The sequence below is a fragment of the Nostoc sp. DedQUE04 genome, assembly GCF_034530995.1.
Classification (GTDB): domain Bacteria; phylum Cyanobacteriota; class Cyanobacteriia; order Cyanobacteriales; family Nostocaceae; genus Nostoc.
Map to the genome: position 1 here is coordinate 1 of NZ_JAVRCA010000013.1, position 21309 is coordinate 21309.

Genomic DNA, 21309 nt, shown 5'->3' on the forward strand with positions numbered 1-21309 from the left:
GTTTTGAGGTACTCCAAAGTCGTTTTGAGGTACTTCAAAGTCGTTTTGAGGTACTCCAAAGTCGTTTTGAGGTACTTCAAAGTCGTTTTGAGGTACTTCAAAGTCGTTTTGAGGTACTTCAAACTTTGTCGCAGCGCGATAGAGTACACAGGTGCGTAGGCGTAGCTTGAGTTTTAAAACAGTCGCTACACATTTCTATTTTTTAGGCAAAACCTACCCAGTATTGACACCACTCTCCATTCCCCGTCTAAGTTGTGGTCTAAATGCCTGAAAAATGCTATAAAGTCCATCAGCTTAATTAAGGAGTTAAAAAGTCTAAATGGTTTCCTGGTTGGGCACGCAAATCTTCCACAGTTCCCTGAATTTGTAATTTGCCTTGATTTAATAGCACAATCCAATCAGCACGGGCAATTACTCTCGGACGGTGGCTAATCAGAATCGTAGTTTTCCCTTGGCGATGCAACAACAGCTGATTCAAAACTTTAACTTCACTAACAGGATCGAGTCCGGCCGTTGATTCATCTAAAATTAGGACTGGTGGATCGTTGATGATGGCTCTTGCTATAGCTAATCTTTGCCGTTGTCCACCAGAAATATTTGAGCCAAATTCACCTAATACAGTTTGATATTTTTCAGGTAGTTTACTAATAAAATCGTCTGCCTCAGCAATTTGGCAAGCGCTGACAATTTGCTCAAAAGTGACGTGAGGAGAACCTAACCGAAAATTATCAATAATAGAGCGACTCCAAAAATGAGCCTCTTGCGGAACCAGAACTACTTGTTGTCGCAAACAATCAAGGGCTAAATCTTGCAGATTATAAATACCAATGCGAATATTACCAGAATTAGGTGTATATAATCCTGCAATCAGTTTAGCAAGAGAACTTTTACCACAGCCGGATGTACCAATTAGAGCAATAACTTTACCGCCAGGAATAGTTAGGGAGAAATCTTGCAGTAACTCTAGCCTCCCAGGATAATGAAAGTTGAGATTTGTGCAAATAATATCAGTCTTGCTAGGAATCTTCGTAAAAGGTTTTTTAGTATCGCCTTGATTTTCCGGTGTGGAATCGATAACTTCTGTTAAGCGCTGCGTAGCAGTTTTTGCACGAGTGAATTCATCTATAAAGTTGAGCATAGTACTAATGAATGCTAAAAAATTACCATTCATCCCGTTAAATGCCAGCAGTTGACCGATGCTGAGTTCCTTACTAATAACTAGGATGCTGCCGAAACCAATCAGACTAATGCTGCCAATACTAGAAACTAAACTAGAGAAGATACCGTTAATAATTCCAATCTGAACTGTGCGGAATGTTTGATTTGCTAAACGACCAAATCGGTTCTGAAATTCTTCCCAAAACTGGGGAGCGGCGGTAGTAGTTTTGAGTGTCAGGGCGCCTTTAAAACTTTCAACTAGAACACCTTGATTTTCTGCATCTAAGACTAAGACACTTCTGATTTTTTGTTGAAGTGTAGGCAGAAAAACAATTGTAGACAAACTCATTACAATCGCAATAATCACACCAACTAAGGTAAGTTTCCAGCTATAGAACAGCATGAAACTTAAAGAAACTGCTGCAATCAATAATTGGCTTGGTAAACTAATAATTGCTTGAGAAATTAATTGGTTAATTTGTTGAATATCTTGCAATCTGCTGACAATCTCGCCACTGCGACGCGATTCATAGTAAGTCAAAGGCAACCGCAGGATTGTCCTGGCAAATTCTAAAATTAATCCTAACTCCAGCCGTTGGGCAAAATGGGCAATTAGGTTATATTGAACTAGTTTTAAACTACTTGACACAAGATTCATCACCACAACGGCAATAATTACAGCAGCAAGAAGCTGGGTGTCACCCCGAACTAGTACATCATCCGTCAGAATTTGGATTAGGAATGGAGAAGTTAATGAAAGCAGACCAATAAGTAGGGAACACAAAAAAGCCTCGAATAGTATGCCTTGATAAGGTAATACACGCCGCATAAAGCGCCCAAAGCCGTCTATTTTATCATCAGGTTGAGCATAAAAGCGAACCGAATCTGGCTCTAGTAAAAGCATCACTTTGTCTGACCAAGCATCCGTTAATTCTTTTTTAGAGACATAACGGATATTAACGGCTGGGTCAGCAACTATATATTTCTTACCTTTTTGACCATACAAAACAACCCAGTGAGTGCCTTTCCAGTGAATAATTGCCGGTAATGGCGCTTGGTTCATCCGGTCTAATATTTCATTAGATGCTCTAACAGAGCGTGCATTAAAACCAAGTGCCTCGGCTCCCCGCCTCAATCCCAACAATGTTGTTCCTAATTGACCAGTGCCTACCGCTTCCCGGATGTGATTTAGTGTAAAGTTGCGCTGATAATGTTTGGCAATGGAAGCAAGACAAGCCGCTCCACAATCTTCTTCACTATGTTGTGTAACAACTTGGTATTTCATTTCGCACTCCAGTATTTATATCGTGATAAAACCAAAAAAATAGCAGGGTCTTATCCCTGCATGGTTAAAAATTTAGCCCATAGTTTAGTCGCACTATAGTTTTAATACTTAGATAAAATATCGTATTTTGAGGATCAGAGGGCTGTAACCATTAACTTATGTTAGTTATCTTAAATTCACTTTGTTAAATAAAAGTTGATACAAACTGTATTAATTTTTACTATCTTTACCTGTCTTTAAGATCGATCAAAGGTTATGGATATCGTGAGCGAAAAGCCCAATTAAAGTGTTATTGATAATTACCACTAGCAATTATCAATAACACTTTGTTAACTTTTTTAAAGAAAAGTAGATGGGTAGGAATAAACGTATGTTAGGATGACTGCCATAAAGAAACAGCTAATGGCTACTAGGATTAAGTCGATTAGCAATTAAGCCACACGCAAAATTAATTTAACCTGCGTCAACAGTGTAAATTATTTGAAACGTGAACTTTTATCCTGGGTAGAGACACGTTAATCGTGTCTTTACGTTTATTACTTCACTTCTACTGAACTTCATTAGTCGAAGGTGACAGTCGCAGTGTTTACTCCATCTGCACTTATTGTGGCATCGTCATCGAACCTGCTATCGTCGATTTTGACTCTGCCGCCTTTAGCTTTTTGCTTGATTGAGACCTTAATCCTATCGCCACCACCACCAGACAGATTAGCTTCTTCGCTAGCGCTTAATTCGATAAATAGTGTGCTTTCCATGTTTTTAGTTCTCACTTGATTTTTGGGATTTAGATAACATCACACTAAATTCATCAATGCAAACAGCGCATTTATGAATGTTTTTGTGTTGTTAAGGAAATTATATGGGTGAAACTAGTGTAATAAGACAACTATTTCCTTAAGAAATATGTATTACAAGTTCTTAGCAAACATACTACTTGGCTAATATTTATACTATTTTCATTGTTTTCTGAAGAAACCATGAATTTTATTCTTTTTAAATAGATAAATATTCTGGATTTAATTGTATGGCAAAAATATATATACGTATAAAGATTTGCTGAACAATAATGTCTAATTTAAGACTAAAATAGACAAGATAATTAAAGTATTAATACTGATATTGAGGTACAAAACCTTAAAGTAAAGAGTATCAAATCAGTTAAATAGTATTTTGTTATACAAAATCATAAAAAAGCAATTTGGAGAACTCCAAAAATTTTGTTTGATTTTGAAATTTACGTATTGTCACGTAAGTATTGTTTTTTTTTATTTTGATTATACAGAGACTATTGAAAATAGTATAAAAGATTGTGATAGCAACGGTTTTAAACTAGCTTAACTACTTATTAATTAGAATAGAAAAGAAAAGTTTTTCTCTTTATTATAGAAATTTTTGCAAGAAAATAAAGAAAAGGTAAAATTTTAGAAGAAAATTATAAAGATTTGGTCTTTTTACTAAAAGGCACTAATTGTTATATAGACTTAGGCTATGGATTACTTTTTAGCTATTGCTGATGCAGAAACCTCTAAGACAAGCGGCTTATCTTCTCCCAAGAGAAGAGGCTAAGAAGACTAAGCTTTCAGAGGATGTTTTAAAAGTTGCAAAGTATACTAGAAAACCCTTTTTAAACCTCTCTCAAAAGGTCGAGAGGCTTTGAAATCCTCCCTTTTCTTTTAAAAAAGGGGGATAGAGACGTTAGATTTATGGGGCTTAGATGTTAGCAATAATACTTTTCAAACAACCTCTCAGAGTGAGAAAGGAGGCTCCTAACTTGAAAATGCTCGTTCAATAAATATCTATATATATAGATGTAATGTCGCTCCGCATTTTCATAGTTGGTAGTGTACGAAGTTCATAACTATCACCTTCTTATACTAGCTAGCTATTTGCTAGATTGTTTGCACAACCAAAATGTTTTTTAACGTATATGCTTATTGACCCCCAACCGGACTTTCTCCGCCCAGTTGAAAGCGACGAATATCTTCCTCCAATTAGCAGTTGGACATGGCTGGGAGGGATATTTTTAATTGGAAGTGTTGGCGCTGCCTTCGGTCTTGCAAGTGTCATTCAATACAATGTAGTAGTGAGAGCAGATGGTACTGTCCGTCCCACGGGAGAAATACGGTTAGTGCAAGCAGCAGTAGAGGGAACAGTTAGAAGCATTAGGGTGAAAGAAAATCAAGTTGTGAAAAGGGGAGATGAGATTGCACTGCTCTACGACGCCCAATTACAAAGTAAAAAAAGCCAAATTGCTGGAAATATCCGGCAGAATCATTTACAAAGAACGCAAATCGATGCACAACTAAGAGCGCTACAGAATCAAATCACAGCTGAATCCAATTCGATGGGACAGGCGATTATCTCTGCACAAGCCGATCTGAGTCGTAATCAACGGGATTATGGAGACAAGCGAATTACCAGTAAGGCAGAAGTGGATGAAGTAGAAGCCTCTGTAGAGTTAGCAAGGGAAGAACTGAAGCGATATCAGCAGTTAGCAGAGACTGGAGCGATCGCAGCTTTACAGATTAAGGAAAAAGAACAAGCTTTTAAGGCTGCACTTGCCAGATTAGAACGGATCAAAACTGGACTCAATCCCACTCGCGCAAATGTGGCGATCGCCCAAGAACGCATTGCCCAAGAACGGGCAAAGGGTGAGTCTATGCTGGCGGCATTGAACAAAGAAAGGCAAGAACTTATTGGGCGTCAAGTAGAAATTCAAAATCAAATCAGCAGCGCTCAAGAAGAGCTAAAACAACTCTCAACAGAACTGCAAAAAACTGTCATTCAGGCTTCAGAGGCAGGTACTATCCTAAAACTAGAATTAAGGAATCCTGGGCAAGTTGTTCGCGCTGGGGATGCGATCGCTCAAATTGCTCCTAGTAAAGCACCTCTGGTAATCAAAGCCCGTGTTGCCGCTTCTGATATTAGCAAAGTACAGGTGTGTAAAGTCGTACAAGTAACAAAATGTTCGCAAGGGGAAGTACAAATGCGGCTTTCTGCCTATCCCTACCCAGATTACGGCATCCTCAAAGGAGCTGTTAGAGCTATAACCGCCGACGCTATTACATCTCAAGTTAACGGCAATCCAATTCCACCTTATTATGAGGTGACAATTGAGGCAGAGAGACCTTATTTAAAAAAGGGCAATAAATCCTATCCCATTCAACCGGGGATGGAAGTTACAGCTGATATCATTTCCAAAAAAGAAACCGTTATGACATTTATTCTGAGAAAAGCAAGGTTGCTAACAGATTTGTAGGCTTTTTCTTGTATTCCACGCCATTGATAACCACTCAGGATTTATGCATTAGACCTCTTGCACGGTTTTGATCCCCCCTAACCCCCCTTAAAAAAACGTGAGTTCGACGGCTCTAAAAACCCCACTTCCATTCCTCTCCCCCACAGGGAGAGAGGCTTTGAAACCCTAAATTTTTCGTTGTCAACTAAAAATATTTCTGCCCCTCTCCGCCTCGGAGAGGGGTTGGGGAGAGGTTCATCGAACTCACGTTAAAAAAGGGGGAACTAGAATCAAAGTCCCCCTTTTGAAGGGGGATTTAGGGGGATCAAACCACATTTTGCACTTAGCATAGAGATGTGTGTACACCGTAGCCTTTGGGAGAGGGATTTAGGGTGAGGGCTTTTGATCCCTCCAACCCCCTGCAAAAACAACAGGGCTGTTTCATTGCCTCAAAGGTTGATAAGTGGTGGAAGTAGGTTGAGGATTTGATGGTTTGGTAGACTGGGGAGTTGACCCACTCCAAACTCGATCGAACTGAGCTACCGATAACGACTGTAAAATACTAAGATTAAGCGGCTCTTTGCTGATAAATGTAGCGTAGGAAGGCTGCAAATAAGAACGATATTCAGGGCGGTTAAGGAGATGGGTTTCTAAAAAAGCGACGCTGAGGGCGTTGAGGTAGGAATAAACAGCAGCACGATCGGGGCCTAGTAAGGCAGGTGGTACAGGTAAGACATCGTTTTGAGGAGTAGGTTCGGCGATCGCTGAAAAGTGGGTGGCATTTTCAATCAAAGCCAGGTACTTATTAGAGTCAGAAAGCCAGGTAAAGGGGCGAATTTGCTCAGATACGGGTGGTGCGAAAACATCTTGACTACCTGCTACCAGCATGACGGGAATTTTAATTTGACTGATTCCCCCCTGACCCAAAACTGAACTGTCAATGGGATTAATCGCAATGATGGCCTTGATGCGATCGTCTTTGAGTTCGTAATTCTTTGGAGGTAAATCGTTTGCTTGACACTGCAAAAACACCGACAAATTAAAGGATGAATTATCGGGATTGCAATCTTGCCTGAGTTGCTCAAAGTTAATATTGGCTCCTGCTAAAGTCAAAACAGTATAACCACCAAAAGACTGACCGATCGCCCCAACTTGTTGAAAATTGAGTTTTCCTTGGAGGGTAGGATCGGATTTATCTAAACGCTGTAATTCATTTAGTAGATATTTGATATCCAAAGGTCGGTTGATAAATTCTGCTGCATCTGGAGGCCCTGCCAAACCTGCAAAATATTGTTGAAAGCGTTCGGCATTACTACCAGGGTGTTCCAGTACAGCAACAGCAAAACCATAGGATGCTAGATGTTCAGCCAGGTAGACAAAGGTAGAGCGATCTGAAGCCAGTCCGTGAGAAATTACAATCAGGGGAAAGGGTGGTGAGAGTAAATCTCCAGTTTTTTGTGAACCTGCTGATGGCAAATAGATATCTACAGGTAGACGGCGCGAACGAGAAATGTCATTTAACTCTAGGCTTTTTTTCTGCCAGGTGAATTTTCCTGGCGATCGCAAATCTGGTTTTTGGGAGAAATCAATTTTTGAAGTGGCTGCTTGAGCGATCGCTTCTTTTTGCAGAGAGGCAAAAACTTCATCCTTTTTTTTAATCAATTGAGACAAGTCATCGACTATCCTTAATCCCTCTGTGAAATTTACCCGGATAGTATCGCTAGGAAATTTCCGCAGTAAATTCACCACTGTTAACCCCTCTTTTCGATCGGCAGCAGACAAAATTAAAGAGGCACGTATGGCATAGAAGCCATTCTTTCGAGACTCAGTGAGCAGTAATTTTCCCAATTGTTGCACCAACTGCTCGCCTATCGGTGAGTAGGTAACTTGAGATACTAGTGTAGGAGTGAGATTAAAGCGCTGCTGGAGTAGATCCCGCAGTTGGGCAAGTTGTTCAGGAGTTGCACGGCTAGCATAAAATGACAAATCTTGATCGATTTTGCCAACTTTTGCAAAGGTTTCCAGCGAGTCTACGGATAAAGAAAATTCGCCGAAGGGAGGATAGTAAAAGCTAATGCGTTCAGCTCCCAATCCGGGAGTAGCAGTCAAGAACGTAGATAGCAAACCTAAACCCAGATATCTCAAAAATTTTTTCATTAGAAAAACCCACTATCTAACCCTGCTTAAACTTGTTTGGACAGGGAGGAAAGCGGGGCGGGATCTATAACCGCTTTCCTGTTGAATTGGTTTAGATATATCAAACAGGCTACAAGCACAATAAAGCAAGTACTTACGATAAATTTGACAGGAGTTTTGAACAATCAAAATACATGAGTAGCAAATTTTTCAGTCAAATAGCATCAGTAGCGCGATAATAGATATAGAGATCAAAATTAAGTTATATGTCCTTTGCTTCCTGCGCCTGTTGTGTTGTCGTCCTCAACCAACAACAAGAGCAAAATATCTCCCACCAAAACCAGTGCCAGGATGTGCCAGTTAACGACAGTAAGAGCACGGTTAAAAGTTGTACTGTAATTGAAAATGGCCGGGTGGTCGTTAAACCCTTACACCCACCACTCAATCAGACTTCGGAGTAACTTTCAGAAATTTCCCTCCTTCACTCTAAAGGTAAAACATCGTGGAAGCGGTTGTAATCAATGTAGCGATGTCCATCGGGTGTGTGGTAAAAGATATCGACAAATTGATTGTTCCACAAAATCTCGTTAGCACCATAGCTATGACGGGCATGAACAACCTGGGCAACCGTTTCATCAATGCCACTCAAAGAGACAATCAGCATAGTATTTGTCTGGGTTAATGATTCTGGTGTCATCCCATACAAAGGACTAAACTCATCAATGACATGCATCACTGACCAGCTTAACGTGAAGCTAGGTGTTTGGTTCCTCATCAGTTTAAGATCGTGGAACCGACGTATGAACTGTCCTTCTAGGGTTACTTCGTCGCGCATCAAGTAGACTCGCATCTGCGCTTCCAGAATCGTATTGCGACGCTTATTAGCGCTGCGAAATATCAGAGTCGGCATCGCATTATGAGCTGTAATGACAGCAACACGGCTAAAGAGTACACGGGCTGTAGGTCGAGAGAACCGAGCAAAGGCTAGTCCTGTCATCACAGCAATTCCCACCAAACCGATCATTGCTTCAATAGTGACAATAATGTTGGCGTAAGTTGTTTTCGGATACATTGCCCCATAGCCGATAGAAGCTAGGGTTTGGACGCTAAAGAAAAAGACATCTAAAAAAGAGCCAGGTTGGGCGTTGGCAATACAATCTCCTCCGATCAAGTAAGCTAGGGCAAATAGAGCATTAATCGTTATATAGAAAGTACAAATTAGCAGCAGAAAGCCAATCCAAGGAATCGTTAACAGCAGATGATAGGGATCGCGCCAGTAGGAATGCCATGCACCCATACCTATAATTTCAAATTTTCCATCTTGAACTTGAATCTTAATCGGTGGGATCGAACGCTGTCGTTTCTTGGGTGAAAGTCTCTTCAGTCGAAATTTCATTGCAAGTAGCCAAAAGAACGGCAACTACTTAGTATTGTAAATTAAGTTGCTTTAGAGACATTCACTCTAGACAATTAGGTAGTGGAAATTTAGACTTTCTTTTCTTAAATCAGCAAAAAAATAGGGTGTGCAATGCCCACCCTACTAATTTATCTGCTAGAAACTTATGAAAAACTTGTTGTTATGGCTTTAGTGATTGACCTTTAGAACAGCGGTCAAACCACTCCTGGTATTTTTTCTGGTGCGATTCATCTTCAACTGTAATGGTAACACGCACCTGCTTGCAGCCGTTATTTCGCTCTAGTGCGATCGCATTCAATAATAAATTAGCAATTTTAGGTGAGCTAAACTCGCCGCTTACCGTTAAACCGTTGTCATGTGTAACTTCGAGTCTTTCTACTTCGGTCAAATCAACGCTAGATATTTCTCCTTGTCCTAAATCAATTTCTGCGAGTTGTTTGTGTTCTGGGCTAATTTGTTCCACAATCAGCTTTTCACGCCGGACAGGAACTTGTACAATCCGAGTTTCAATTACTTTGCGAACAATTACCTCACCAACTTTACGCTTACTGCTTTCAACAACTAGTCGTTCTTCTATTAGACGAATAATCTGTTCTTCAGGAATCTGTTCTAAATTATTTAATGACTCAACTGAGCTATTTGTCGTTTGATTGTTAGCTACTTGATCAGTTGAGTTAAAATCGCCTGGTGTTTCTGATTCTAAATATTCAGGCATATATTCAATTTCTGATTTGTTTAAGTCTATGAAAACAGATTGAGTCGGCTTGTCTATTTTTTTGATTCTCTGGCTCTGCAACTGAAATAAAGAAGGATGTTTATCAGCTAACTGCTGGCTAGATTCAGCAGTTTTTTGATTAGCCTGGTTGGATATAACGAGGTTTAGCCGACGATTACCATCCACAATTAAATCATGAACTACTCCTACTTGCTGACCTTGATTATCAAATACAGCAAAATTGTTCACCTTCTTTCTTAAATCTGCCAGCGAGGAGATAGTGCGAGAATTACTCTTTGCCTGTAAAGTGTTTTTTGCCATAGTTTGGCTATTCATCTGGAAAATTTACTAACTGCTTTCTAATTAACTAAATTAAATGTATTAATCATCTGGATACCATTTAGAAAGTATTTGCGATCGATGGATTTATCCAACTCATATCCAGAGTAATATTTGCAATCAAAAATTCTAAGTAGTATCAATACTTTTCGCTTAAGCGGGAAAGGGGAAAGGTGACGATTTTAATTTACCTTTACCCCTTTCCCTTTAACCTTTCCCCAGACCAAAAGAGAGATTGTTAGGTTTATCCGAAAAGTATTATAAGTGGTATCAGCGTAAGGACAGGTAAAGCCAATTCAACTGCTTCACCTGTACTGTGTAGAATTAATTATTAGTCATTAGCTAGTAACTAATGACTATCTATAGTTAGCGTTCTTCAATCGGAAGATTACCAGAATTCACATCTAACTCTTCGCGACGCACAGTTTCTTGAGTTTCAACTGTGTCTTGATCGACCACTTTTCTAACTCTGACTTCTTCACGCAAAAATGCTTCTTTGCGAACATCAGGAGTTTCTTCATGGATTTCAATGCGAGCAACTTCGCCTTCACGGAAGTCTGCTTCGCGCCCAGAAACAGCCGTACCCGCATCTGCTGGAGTTACACGTTCAATAACGACTCGTTCTCTTTCTACTGGCACTGCAATCCGTGCGGTATCAGTTTCAACATGCTTGCCAATCGTTACTTCTCCAGTTTTTTGGCGTCGTTTGCTGGCAATTAGCCGTTCTTCGTACAATCTCAGAGTTTGATGATCTTGCTCGTTTAAACCGTATAAAGCAGGCTCATTTTCGTAAGTGTAGCTATCACGGGCATAAGTGGGAGTTGTACCCAATGGTGGTACAGGCGTTCCTAAAGGATCTAATCCTGCTAAAGGGTCTAATGGTGTTGCAGCTTCTACAGGAGGGGTGTAGTCTGTGGGTTGGCGATATACCCCACGCACCCGTTCTTCATAGTCGTAATCAAGGGTTTGACGTTCGTCGAACTCAGGCAAATCTTCAGCTTGCTCTCTAGTCAAACCAATTGTGTAAACGCGATCGACGTTATAGTCGATACGGGCGCGGGCAATTGGTAGTAATACTTTTTTACCAAAAATCCAGAAGCCTAAGTCAACAACTAGATAGCGAAAATGACCTTCTTCATCAACTAAAACATCGCTCACAGTACCAACTTTTTCATCAGTTCCCTGTGTATAGACACCCAGCCCTTTCAGGTCATGACCATCAAAACTATCTTGATAGCTAGGCTCAAAATCTTCTAATTTGTAAAGAACCATTATGTTTAACCTCAAATATTTTTTTGTCATCTCTTAATGACTAAAGTAGACATTTATTTATTTTTGTACATCCTTCTGCCGAATGAATTATTTCCATAGTTAAATAATCGAAAGTTATAGATAATTTTGAGCGATATGGCTAACTAGAGACATGAAATTAGGAGCATCTCACTTGACTCTTGTAAAGATATGTCTATTTTAAATGCAAAGTTTTGTATTTTGTATCTTGTATCTGTAGATAATTTCTCAAAATATAATTTTTTGAATGTTAAGATTGCCTACTTTTGAGAAAGTTGAGAATCTGGTTATTGAATAAAAAATACAGGCAAAGATAAAATTAACTTTGCCTGTATGATAATTTTTAGAGAAATCTATCAAACAAATTTCTAAACCAGCTAATTAAATAGCTTTATATGCAGTAACACCAGATTATTGCACATCTAAATTACCCGCAGTATCAATATCTAATTCTTCTCGACGAATGGTGTCTTGTGCTTCCACAATGTCCTGCTCTACTATTTTTTTCACCCGGACTTCTTCACGCACAAACGCTTCTTTCTGTATCTCAGGCGTTTCTTCGTACACTTCTATGCGTGCTACTTCTCCTTCTTGAAACTTAAGTTCATTGGGATTTACAACCTTTCCTGCTTCTGTTGGCGTAACTCGCTCAATCAAAACTCGTTCTTTTTGAACGGGTACTGTAACGCTTACAGTTTCTGTTTCAATATGCTTACCAACCGTTACTTCTCCGGTTTTGATGCGTTGTTTATTGGCAATTAATCGTTCTTCATAGAGTTTAAAAGTTTGATGAGATTGCTCATTCAACCCATAGAAATCGGGATTTTCTTGGTAATTGTATGTATCGCGATCGGAAGTCACACCGCTAGTTGGAGAACGAAATACACTACGTACCTTTTCTTCGTAATCATTATTAACGATCGCGTCTTCTGTATGATCGGGTAAACCTTCTATTTGCTGTCTGCTTAACCCATCAACATAGACGCGTTTTTCTAGATAACTGATCCGGCAAAGACCAGTTGGTAGTAAGATTTTCTTGCTAACAAAATCTAAGCTTATATCAATAATTAAATAGCGGAAATGACCATCATCATCAACTAAAACGTCAGCAACTGAGCCAACTCTGTCCCCACCCTCAGTATAGAGATCCAACGCTTTCAGATCGTCTCCACCAAAAGTATCTCGATAATTTTGGTCAAAATGTTCAAGTTTATGAAGAGGCATACACTATTCCTAAATTGTTTATAAGGTCTATGTACTAGGGTAAAAAATATTGAGCTAAGTATCCTCCTGCTGGCGACTGAGTTCAATGGAGATATTTGAGGTTGTTTGAAAAGTCTAATTTATTTACTTGCCGCCCTTCTCCTCTGTTCTCTTTCAGAGACGCACTCGCGTTCGAGATGCGCAAGGGACGTAGGAGAGGGGCTGGGGGAGAGGTCAAAATAGCACTCGTCGAACTCACGTTAATTAAGAGCCAATACTGAAACAATGGGAATAGACACTACAGAACCATGCAGATTATGAGTGAACTTCCAAATAGTCTTGAAGATGCGATCGCCCAATCTCGTGTAGCCGTTCAAGCTGCCCTTGCAGATGGCTGTACTCGCTTACAAGTTGACTTCCTGTTCCCAGAACTGAAGTTTATGCCAGTGGCGGAACAATTTCTGCCGGCATTTACAGATTATGATTCCCGTTTGAAGATTTTCTTTGCTGACGCTGGCGCAGCGGCCCTAGCCCGACGTGATTGGGTAGATTCCCCATTTCAAATTTTGGATATTGGTACGGGTAGGGCTGCTTCTTTGCAGACAAAAATTCAGCCAGAGGATGAAATTTTCTTATTCATCGCCCCCACATCGGTAGAAGTGCCGCAGTTGGAAAAGCTGTGTGAAGTAATAGGCGATCGCCCTTTAGTCTTGTTAAATCCTCGCTTAGAAGATGCTGGAACCGTGGGCATTGGTTATACAGCGAGAAAAATTCGCGATCGCTTTATCAGTACCATTGAATCCGCCTATTACCTGCGCCCCATAGACGATCGAAGTGCCCTATATCGCTGCTACCCAGGACAATGGGAAGTTTGGCTAGAAACTGACGGCGAATATCAAAGAATTGCCGAATTACCTACAAAACCATCTGGTGATGATTTGGATCTCATTGTTTTAAAAGGACAACCGCAAACAACAACAGATGCGACACCTGCGAGAAAGCCCAGTGTATTTAAGAGTTTGCAACGATTTTTAAAAGCATTGAGTAGTTAAGATAATGCAGAGGTAGCAGAAGGAAACTTTCTTATCTGCTGCCTCATTTTGAGTTTTTATACATCGCATTCGTTATGCTGAATGGAAAAAACTGAGCAATCCAGATATGTATTGCGTACAGTTGATCAAGGGTGCAACACACGTAGAGCAAATGATATTTTTACAAGTAGTTTAGCAACAAGCCTTTAACTCACAGCATAATCTGTATACTGCCGTATATAAGGCGGGTGAAACCCAACGACAATATCGTGTTTTGGTATTCCCATTGCTGTAAGTTGCTCACCTACATCCTCTTCTGTACCATTCCACTGAATCCAAATTTTGCTGTTTTTGATATCAAAATGCATTACAGGGCCAAAAACCCTACGTCTATTTTGCCAACCAATATATATCAGTTGGTAATGGTCTTGTTCTACGTCAAAAATTGTTTGAGCTTCAATTTCATTATTACAGGAGGCGCGTTGAGCATATTCTGTAAGTAATTGCCGAATACACTCTCGATATTTATCTAAATCTGCCATCGGATAATTTCCTCCGTTTCCACATCATAAACTATCAGATTGATTTGACTTCGCTGGATAATACTTTTAATAAATGGTTTATTTAAAAAATCGTTATAAGTGTTTAAGGGCACTGCTAAATATAAAACTCGCTCTGAATCTATCTCTTCTAATGCATATCGATAATTAATAAACTGTCCCACCGCAGTATGAAACTCAGAAATAGTTGAAGTGCCGATGAAACTTTTAACTTCAACCGCTATTATTTGTCCTTCTCTTTCTGCCGCAATAATTCTCTCTGCTCCCAAATCGATGTACATATCGGTAACATTTTCTATGCGAATTAGCAAAGGGTCATGAGTAATTCGCCATCCGTCCTTTTGTAATGCCGATTTCACAACATGGTGAAATTTATCTCTAGCTGACATAAACTATTTTTTCAGCCTGTATGAGCATTCTAAATATATTTTGCCAAAATTAGGGAAAAGAAGACAAATAAGGAATTTTAGTATTAATTCCTTACTTCTATCTTTTTTAATTCGTCTGCAACGGCGCATTCAAGACTTTATCGATGCGATCGCGTGTTTCTAATAAGTGCGCTTTGGTGTATTCATCCTCAGAATTAACCCCCTTTAGCTTTTCATCAAGCTGTTTTAATTTATACCAGGCTAAAGTACGAGCATCTTCTGGAACATTTTCTTTTCGCAAGACCATACTAGTCAAAATGTCCAAATACTGACGCTGCAAGCCTCGCCGCAAACTGGTAATCTTCATCGGTTTACCTTTTGGTTTGATGACTTCCGTCCAAATATCTGATTGTAAAGTGTCAAATAGTTCTGGTAGAGTCAGTGCTTTTCCTTCGGGAGTTTTGAGTTCAATATCCTTAAGACGAGAGAGGCGATCGCTTGAGAGTAAATCTCGCAACACAGAACCCTGCATTAGTAGCACCAAGTCATGAATGGGAAAATCCAAACGACCAACTTGTGGAGAACTACCCCAATGTCGCCAACGAGAAGGTGCTAATTTATTCAGTAATTCTGGTGAAAAATTGAGGGCATCTTCTGCAAATACATATTTTTGTAGCGTTTCTAAAGCTTGCCGTTGTTCTTCAACGGGTACTGGTACAAATGGTAAACGGTGTTGGGTGACTCCAGAGACTTTCTCGGCAGGTATCTCACTGGGGTGAATGCGATAGAAAGATTGTCCCCCGATGTATTTTGTGGTGTAATATATTTGCTGAAAATAGTTACCCAATACTGTACTAAAACGTTCGCTGACATCGCTGTAACTATCACCAGCCATTGGAAAACGTTTATCCAGACGTTCCCACATCACCCGCGAATTATTTAACTGCCACTGAGAATAAAGTAGTACATTACCGCTGTTATCCCAAGCATCAGCTGTGGGGTCAAGGTCATACACATCTTCATCTGTGGAATAACTCAATTCTGGCTTGTAGGATTGTGCGGCAATTTCCTCCAAAATTGGCTTTTCTGCTAGAGGAGTTGATGTTTGAATTGTTGTGTAGCCGTACTTAATTGCCCATTCATCATAAGGCCCCACCATACTCGGAAAATAATCTCCTTGTTTTGTACCTTGAGGGGCAATATTTGGGGGAATATAGTCCATGACAGAAGTTGTCAGACCTTTATTTTTGGTAATTTCCGTATTATTCATCTCCTGTGGTGGTAGCAGCGTACTACCACGGAAGTTATGACGTAAACCAAGAGTATGTCCAACTTCGTGAGCGATGATTAAACGTAAATATTGATTAATATATGCTTTTACCTTGTCTGGAGTAGCCATAGTATCAGGCAGCAGAGACATTGCCAGTGAACCAAAGGCAAACTGGTTAGCAGCTTCCATGCCATAGCATAAATCGTACTCGCCTGCCATTTTCGATAGACGATTCAACAGCCCCTCTTGTCCTTGCATCTTCTGGGGGACACCATTGTTTTTCCCATCTAAACCATTGGCGCAAAGTAAACGATTTTGCATCAAAGCTGATAAAGTCGTGCGATTTTCTGTTTGGCTGGGTTGGACAATTTTGCGATATTCACCCTTGAGTGCCCGGATAAAGCTAGCATCTACGAGAATGTCTGCATCCAAAATTTCCCCTGTCAATGGGTTAACGCGAGATGGCCCCATTGCAAAGTAGCCATCGACTGTATTAATCCAGCGAATCGTGTTGTAACGAATATCTGCCGGGTCCCAGGTAGCATCATCTGGCATTTGGCGGACTTCAATTGCATCCTTGAATCCGGCTTTGAGAAAGGCTTTGTTCCACATAAGAACGCCTTCTTTCATGGCATCGCGGTATTCTAAGGGTACAGCGTTATCAATCCAGAAAACAATCGGTTTTTTGGGATGAGAAATGACTGCTTTCGGGTCTTGTTTTTCTAAATGCCAGCGATTGATGTAGCGGACAAAAGAATCGCCGCGATCGTCGTCTTTGGATAAATCTTGATAGGCGGTGATGAAATAGCCAACGCGATCGTCAGCAAGGCGCGGTCGATAATCTAGATCGGGTAGTTGGGAGAGACTGTAGTGAACGCGCAGGGTAAAGCCACGGCTGTCAGCTAGCGACCCAAAGTTTGCCACTTCACTGTTGGATTCAGCACTATCAGAGTAATTCAAAATTGATTCGACTTCTAAGTTTTGAGGAAAGGCTTTAGCAGTACCAAAATAGGACTGGCTTGTGCTTTTTGGAACTCCTAAACCTACAGATAATCCAGCTAAGTCTGTGAGTAACAAATCTTCTAAGTCAATGAGAATAGTTTTGCGTTCTGGATGAATGCTTTTAATGGGAATGGTGTAGAGAACAGAATCACTAAACGATCGCGTCAGCGATCGCACTTGGGGATCTCCCTCACGAGTGCGAAAATTCACATTGCGGATGACAAAGTGTAATTTATCATCTACCCGTTTGAAATAAAATAAAAAATCTTGCAGAGGCATACCACTGTAAATACCTCGTTCGCCAATTCCCGATTCCAGGGTTGCCGTAGCTAGGTAATTTTTATTAAGTTGTTCTGGCTTAATTTCTAGATAAATCTTATTCTTTTCTTTATTACGATAAAGGGTGAACAACCCCCCAGATTTTTGGGTGTTTTTAATTACTTCGTTAAATGGCTCTAAATCATCCTTTGCTGCTGGTTTTGCGGTAGTACTAGGCTTTGCATTTGCTTTCTCTGCGGGGTTTGCAACTTGTAAAAATGGTTGCTGACTTGCTTGTTTTAGGTTTTTTACTATCCAAATAAACGGTTGAGGCTGTGCGTGTTTATTTTGATTAACTACCCAAACTTGATTTGACGGTAGCCTCTGTTTCTGAGGAATATTAATATTATTTGATAATAAGGCTGAGATTTTCGTTGAAGAAGCTTCTGTAGATAACTGACTATTGAACTTCTCACCACTTCTGACTGTAACCACATTTTCTTCAACAATCTGCTTGGCTGCATCAACATTGTTAACAAACGGTGACTTAGCGCTAGCTGTCGCTATCCCTAAAAATAAACTATGTAACAAAATCATGTAAAAGGTTAATCTGTTCATCGCATTCATTACCTGATAACTATCTCTCGTTATTTTTTAACTTTTGCAAAGCCATATAGCCGCCCTATGGCGATTATCTTAGCTGCTTTATATTAAGCAATAAACTTTCAGCTTAAATTTTAATTGCCATTTTTTAGCTTTGTTGTGCTGTTTTAATGTAGGATTTTTTCTAACAATTGCATCTTCTACAAACAGTAAGTATGATTTTTACATCAGACTAGGAAATTTCTTGGAGAAAAAGTATCACAAATTAGCTAAATCATAGAATTAGTTGAGCTGGGAAAGAATTTTGAAGTTAACACTTCATTTACATTATGAGAGGAAGCTTAAGGCTACTACAGGTGAGCAAGAAGTCGCCATCCAGAAACGCCGTTGGCAAATTCATCAGAAGTAGCCTGCCCTAAATATCGTCAACTCATGATTTTTTTACTATAGTATTTATTTATACTATTGATTATTGGGAATGCAAAGCAAACTGGCATAGAAAAGTTTTTAATTCAGGATTATCAAAAACAGTTATTTAAATGTAACAACGTAAACAAAAATGTCAACATATTTATCTCAAGTTTGGCAGCTGCTGAGAAATTATGTTAGGGGTACAAGCTTACAAGAGATGCCAAAGGCCACATCCCTAGAAACTGAAGCAGTTTTACCTCTAGGAAAAAATATTAAAGAACCAGACAAAAGTGTTAGATTAGCTCAAGATAATTTGCAGGAATATTTATACTCTCCAAGACTGCAAAAAAGCTTAGAAAAATGGACAGTACCAAAGAACGGTTTGACTTCTCAGATGGACGATCGCACATTGGGCACTTTATCCACTGAGTTTTGCTTTAAAGTATGCGATCGCCAGATGCATGAAGAGATTTATGATTTATTGGGCAATGCTGCCCTGAAACCTGAGATAGTCAAGCAACTAATGGAATTGGTTGTGACTGGTCAAAAAATTCGTCTAGAATTGCTTTTTGGGCGGCTAGAAGATTTTTATCGTCGCTGGTGTCAGGGAGAATTTATCGATGGCACACCAGATGATAACCTGCCTCAGAAAACAAAGTTAAAGCTAGCGGCACAAAATATTGCGATCGGGTTGAGACAGGTAGACATATATACAGGGCTGAACGTACTGATTTTATTACTAGAGTTACACCGTTACGCCCAAGGGCAAGATGAACTCAAACAAAAAATCAAATTCTACCCATCTGCCCAACCGGACACAGACAATTTTTTCACATCCCAACTGCTACGGATTATCAATTATAGCGATGCCCTGGAAATTGGCAACTTTAGCAGTATAGTTGGACAATTCCTCAAAGGCGGCAACTTTAGGGGTGCTTACCTCGGCGATGCCAACCTTACTGGGGCAGACTTTAGCGGTGCCGACCTTAGCCTTGCTTATCTCGGCGATGCCAACTTAACTGGCGTAAACTTCAGCGGTGCCAACCTTAGCGGTGCCAACCTCGGCGATGCCAACCTCAGCGGTGCCAACCTCAGCGGTGCTAACCTCAGCGGTGCCGACCTCAGTAGCACCAACCTCAGTGGTGCTAACCTTAGCTGTGCCAATCTTAACAGCGCCGACCTCAACCGCGCCGACCTTAGCAATACCAACCTTAGCCGCGCCGACCTTAGCCGCGCCGACCTCAACCGCGCCGACCTTAGCAGCACTAACCTCAGCCATGCTGACTTAAATAACGCCATCCTTTTCGGTGCAAATCTGAGTGAAGCCAACCTTAATAGCGTCAGCCTTAGCCATGCCGACCTTTGCCGCGCCGACCTCAGCGGTGCTGATTTGAGTCATGCCATCCTCAACGGTACTAATCTTAGTGACACAATTCTTTTCAGTACCAACCTCAGCAATGCTATCCTGGTTGCCGCAGACCTCAGCTATGCCAAACTTAATGGTGCCAAACTTAACAATGCCAGACTTAACGGTGCAATGTTCTTAGGTGCCGACCTCAGCGGTGTAGACCTGAGTCGGGTGATTCTCAATGAAGCTGACCTTAGCGGCGTGATTCTCAACGACGCCGACCTCAGTGGTGCTGACCTCACCGACGCGATCCTGTTTGGCACAGACTTCAGCTATGCCAACCTTAACAATGCTAACCTCAGTGGCAGTAACCTCAGTGGTGCTATCCTCAACGGCGCGGATCTCAGCCATAGCAATCTAAGTTACGCCATTCTGGGTGGTGCAGACCTTAGCGACGCTAATCTAGAAGAGATGATTTGGGGTAAAAAGCAGCAATGGGAAGGCGTGCGAGGATTAGAAACGGCAGTTAATGTACCGGAGGCGTTGAAGGAAGAACTGGGACTGAATTGAGATGAGCAAGATTTTATACTAAACTTTAAAGAGCCAATACATTTATCTATAGGTATGTATAGGTTTCTCGCCCCCACTAGAAAGCCCCTAGATGAATCCAGGGGCTTGGGTAATTTTGGTTGCGATCGCATAACAACAATAGGCGATCGCAATCTGCGGTAAATGCACTCTCAAATACTTAATTAATTACGGTGATTATTGCTGTAGTGAACCCTTGTACCAGCCCAAAGCAACTTCTCCCGTAGCGTCTGATAGTAGGAATTGTTCTCGCGCAAAATAATAAATTTAGCCCGACACTCTGCCATCCGCACATCAACACGGTGTCCAGGCCAAATTGAAGTTCCCAAAACCCCATCTGTCCACAGCTTAGTACTCAAATCGTAATCCCCCAAAGGCCAAATACTCACCACAGAACCAGGGGGTAAAACGAGAGGACGACTAGAAAGGCTCATTGCACAAATGGGAGTGATGGTAAGCGCCTCCATACCATCATGCATAATTGGCCCATTCGCAGAAACGGTGTAACCAGTGGAACCTGTGGGAGTGGAAATAATCAACCCGTCCCCAACATATTGATCGACTACCTCACCATCGATTTCCATTTCTAGAATTGAGGTGATCATTCGGTCAGCGGAAGCGGGTTTGACACAGAATTCATTCAAAGCCAGGTAACGTTCGCTCACTGGTTCCAAATTAGACCCATGACCCTCATACACAGCAGCTTGTAACATCATCCGTCGTTGGATAGCATAGCGATCCTCAAACAGCCGATCCCAAACTTTCTCCGTATCTTGAAACTCTTCCACTGACTCAGTTAAAAACCCCAGATGGCCTCCTACATTCACTCCCAGAATTGGGATGCCAGCTGGGGCTAAATGTCTGGCACCAGTTAAAACAGTACCATCGCCACCGAGTACCAAAGCGAGATCGATTGGTTGAGCTGCTGAAGCCAAAAAGACTGGATAGGGGTTGTCTTTCGGCCCGCTAGGCCCCATCAACACATGGCACTCGCGACTTTCTAGTTGTTTAGCACAGATTTCTGCCCATTGTTTACTCCGGGCATCCCGCGCTTTATAAGCAATGATTACCTGCTTGAGTTGCACGCAC

At 40.8% G+C, this 21309-nt stretch carries 14 protein-coding genes; 3 read left to right on the forward strand and 11 right to left on the reverse strand.

The window, feature by feature from the left end; translation table 11 throughout:
* Positions 1 to 298: 298 nt before the first annotated feature.
* Positions 299 to 2443, reverse strand: coding sequence for a peptidase domain-containing ABC transporter (locus tag RM049_RS11410; protein ID WP_322704263.1), 2145 nt, complete (start codon positions 2441 to 2443; stop codon positions 299 to 301).
* Positions 2444 to 3003: 560 nt separating this feature from the next.
* Positions 3004 to 3198 (reverse strand): hypothetical protein, encoded by a 195-nt coding sequence (locus RM049_RS11415; RefSeq protein ID WP_322704264.1) that lies wholly within the window; start codon positions 3196 to 3198, stop codon positions 3004 to 3006.
* A gap of 1172 nt (positions 3199 to 4370) precedes the next feature.
* Here RM049_RS11415 and RM049_RS11420 point away from each other — a divergent pair.
* Complete coding sequence (locus tag RM049_RS11420; protein ID WP_322704265.1) at positions 4371 to 5702, forward strand: HlyD family efflux transporter periplasmic adaptor subunit; 1332 nt, start codon at positions 4371 to 4373, stop codon at positions 5700 to 5702.
* Between the two features lie 420 nt (positions 5703 to 6122).
* On the opposite strand, the gene RM049_RS11425 is transcribed toward RM049_RS11420, so the two are convergent.
* The 5 genes from RM049_RS11425 to RM049_RS11445 form a co-directional block, all read right to left on the reverse strand.
* Positions 6123 to 7838: an alpha/beta hydrolase gene (locus RM049_RS11425; RefSeq protein ID WP_322704266.1), complete on the reverse strand. Its 1716-nt coding sequence runs from the start codon at positions 7836 to 7838 to the stop codon at positions 6123 to 6125.
* Between the two features lie 460 nt (positions 7839 to 8298).
* On the reverse strand, positions 8299 to 9213 hold the full coding sequence (locus RM049_RS11430) for an ion channel (protein WP_322675631.1): 915 nt from the start codon (positions 9211 to 9213) through the stop codon (positions 8299 to 8301).
* Positions 9214 to 9394: 181 nt separating this feature from the next.
* On the reverse strand, positions 9395 to 10285 hold the full coding sequence (locus tag RM049_RS11435; RefSeq protein WP_322704267.1) for a YsnF/AvaK domain-containing protein: 891 nt from the start codon (positions 10283 to 10285) through the stop codon (positions 9395 to 9397).
* Positions 10286 to 10654: 369 nt separating this feature from the next.
* Positions 10655 to 11560, reverse strand: coding sequence for a DUF2382 domain-containing protein (locus tag RM049_RS11440; RefSeq protein ID WP_322704268.1), 906 nt, complete (start codon positions 11558 to 11560; stop codon positions 10655 to 10657).
* A gap of 429 nt (positions 11561 to 11989) precedes the next feature.
* Positions 11990 to 12802 (reverse strand): DUF2382 domain-containing protein, encoded by an 813-nt coding sequence (locus RM049_RS11445; protein WP_322672186.1) that lies wholly within the window; start codon positions 12800 to 12802, stop codon positions 11990 to 11992.
* 296 nt (positions 12803 to 13098) lie between these two features.
* On the opposite strand from RM049_RS11445, the gene RM049_RS11450 reads away from it, so the two are divergent.
* The gene (locus RM049_RS11450; RefSeq protein WP_322704269.1) at positions 13099 to 13833 is read left to right on the forward strand and encodes a DUF1995 family protein; all 735 of its coding nucleotides are present in this window, start codon (positions 13099 to 13101) and stop codon (positions 13831 to 13833) included.
* Positions 13834 to 14018: 185 nt separating this feature from the next.
* Here RM049_RS11450 and RM049_RS11455 read toward each other — a convergent pair whose 3' ends face one another.
* The 3 genes from RM049_RS11455 to RM049_RS11465 form a co-directional block, all read right to left on the reverse strand.
* The gene (locus RM049_RS11455; protein WP_322672188.1) at positions 14019 to 14354 is read right to left on the reverse strand and encodes a XisI protein; all 336 of its coding nucleotides are present in this window, start codon (positions 14352 to 14354) and stop codon (positions 14019 to 14021) included.
* Complete coding sequence (locus tag RM049_RS11460) at positions 14342 to 14761, reverse strand: XisH family protein (protein WP_322672189.1); 420 nt, start codon at positions 14759 to 14761, stop codon at positions 14342 to 14344. The genes RM049_RS11455 and RM049_RS11460 overlap by 13 nt, the downstream gene beginning before the upstream one ends.
* A 106-nt stretch (positions 14762 to 14867) precedes the next feature.
* Entirely contained in the window at positions 14868 to 17888 is a 3021-nt protein-coding gene (locus RM049_RS11465) for a zinc-dependent metalloprotease (RefSeq protein WP_322704270.1), read from the reverse strand.
* Between the two features lie 544 nt (positions 17889 to 18432).
* Between RM049_RS11465 and RM049_RS11470 the strand changes: the two genes are divergently transcribed.
* Positions 18433 to 20202 (forward strand): pentapeptide repeat-containing protein, encoded by a 1770-nt coding sequence (locus RM049_RS11470; RefSeq protein ID WP_322704271.1) that lies wholly within the window; start codon positions 18433 to 18435, stop codon positions 20200 to 20202.
* Between the two features lie 182 nt (positions 20203 to 20384).
* Here the strand turns inward: RM049_RS11470 and RM049_RS11475 are convergent, their stop codons facing one another.
* Complete coding sequence (locus RM049_RS11475) at positions 20385 to 21305, reverse strand: NAD(+) kinase (protein ID WP_322672192.1); 921 nt, start codon at positions 21303 to 21305, stop codon at positions 20385 to 20387.
* Between the last annotated feature and the right edge of the window lie 4 nt (positions 21306 to 21309).

Excerpts from the sequence above, each read along its gene's own strand:
- RM049_RS11425 (WP_322704266.1), bottom strand. The coding sequence starts at position 7,838 with ATGAAAAAATTTTTGAGATATCTGGGTTTAGGTTTGCTATCTACGTTC.
- RM049_RS11465 (WP_322704270.1), bottom strand. The coding sequence starts at position 17,888 with ATGAACAGATTAACCTTTTACATGATTTTGTTACATAGTTTATTTTTA.
- RM049_RS11455 (WP_322672188.1), bottom strand. The coding sequence starts at position 14,354 with ATGGCAGATTTAGATAAATATCGAGAGTGTATTCGGCAATTACTTACA.
- RM049_RS11430 (WP_322675631.1), bottom strand. The coding sequence starts at position 9,213 with ATGAAATTTCGACTGAAGAGACTTTCACCCAAGAAACGACAGCGTTCG.
- RM049_RS11420 (WP_322704265.1), top strand. The coding sequence starts at position 4,371 with ATGCTTATTGACCCCCAACCGGACTTTCTCCGCCCAGTTGAAAGCGAC.
- RM049_RS11470 (WP_322704271.1), top strand. The coding sequence starts at position 18,433 with ATGTCAACATATTTATCTCAAGTTTGGCAGCTGCTGAGAAATTATGTT.
- RM049_RS11435 (WP_322704267.1), bottom strand. The coding sequence starts at position 10,285 with ATGAATAGCCAAACTATGGCAAAAAACACTTTACAGGCAAAGAGTAAT.
- RM049_RS11415 (WP_322704264.1), bottom strand. The coding sequence starts at position 3,198 with ATGGAAAGCACACTATTTATCGAATTAAGCGCTAGCGAAGAAGCTAAT.
- RM049_RS11450 (WP_322704269.1), top strand. The coding sequence starts at position 13,099 with ATGAGTGAACTTCCAAATAGTCTTGAAGATGCGATCGCCCAATCTCGT.
- RM049_RS11410 (WP_322704263.1), bottom strand. The coding sequence starts at position 2,443 with ATGAAATACCAAGTTGTTACACAACATAGTGAAGAAGATTGTGGAGCG.
- RM049_RS11460 (WP_322672189.1), bottom strand. The coding sequence starts at position 14,761 with ATGTCAGCTAGAGATAAATTTCACCATGTTGTGAAATCGGCATTACAA.
- RM049_RS11440 (WP_322704268.1), bottom strand. The coding sequence starts at position 11,560 with ATGGTTCTTTACAAATTAGAAGATTTTGAGCCTAGCTATCAAGATAGT.
- RM049_RS11445 (WP_322672186.1), bottom strand. The coding sequence starts at position 12,802 with ATGCCTCTTCATAAACTTGAACATTTTGACCAAAATTATCGAGATACT.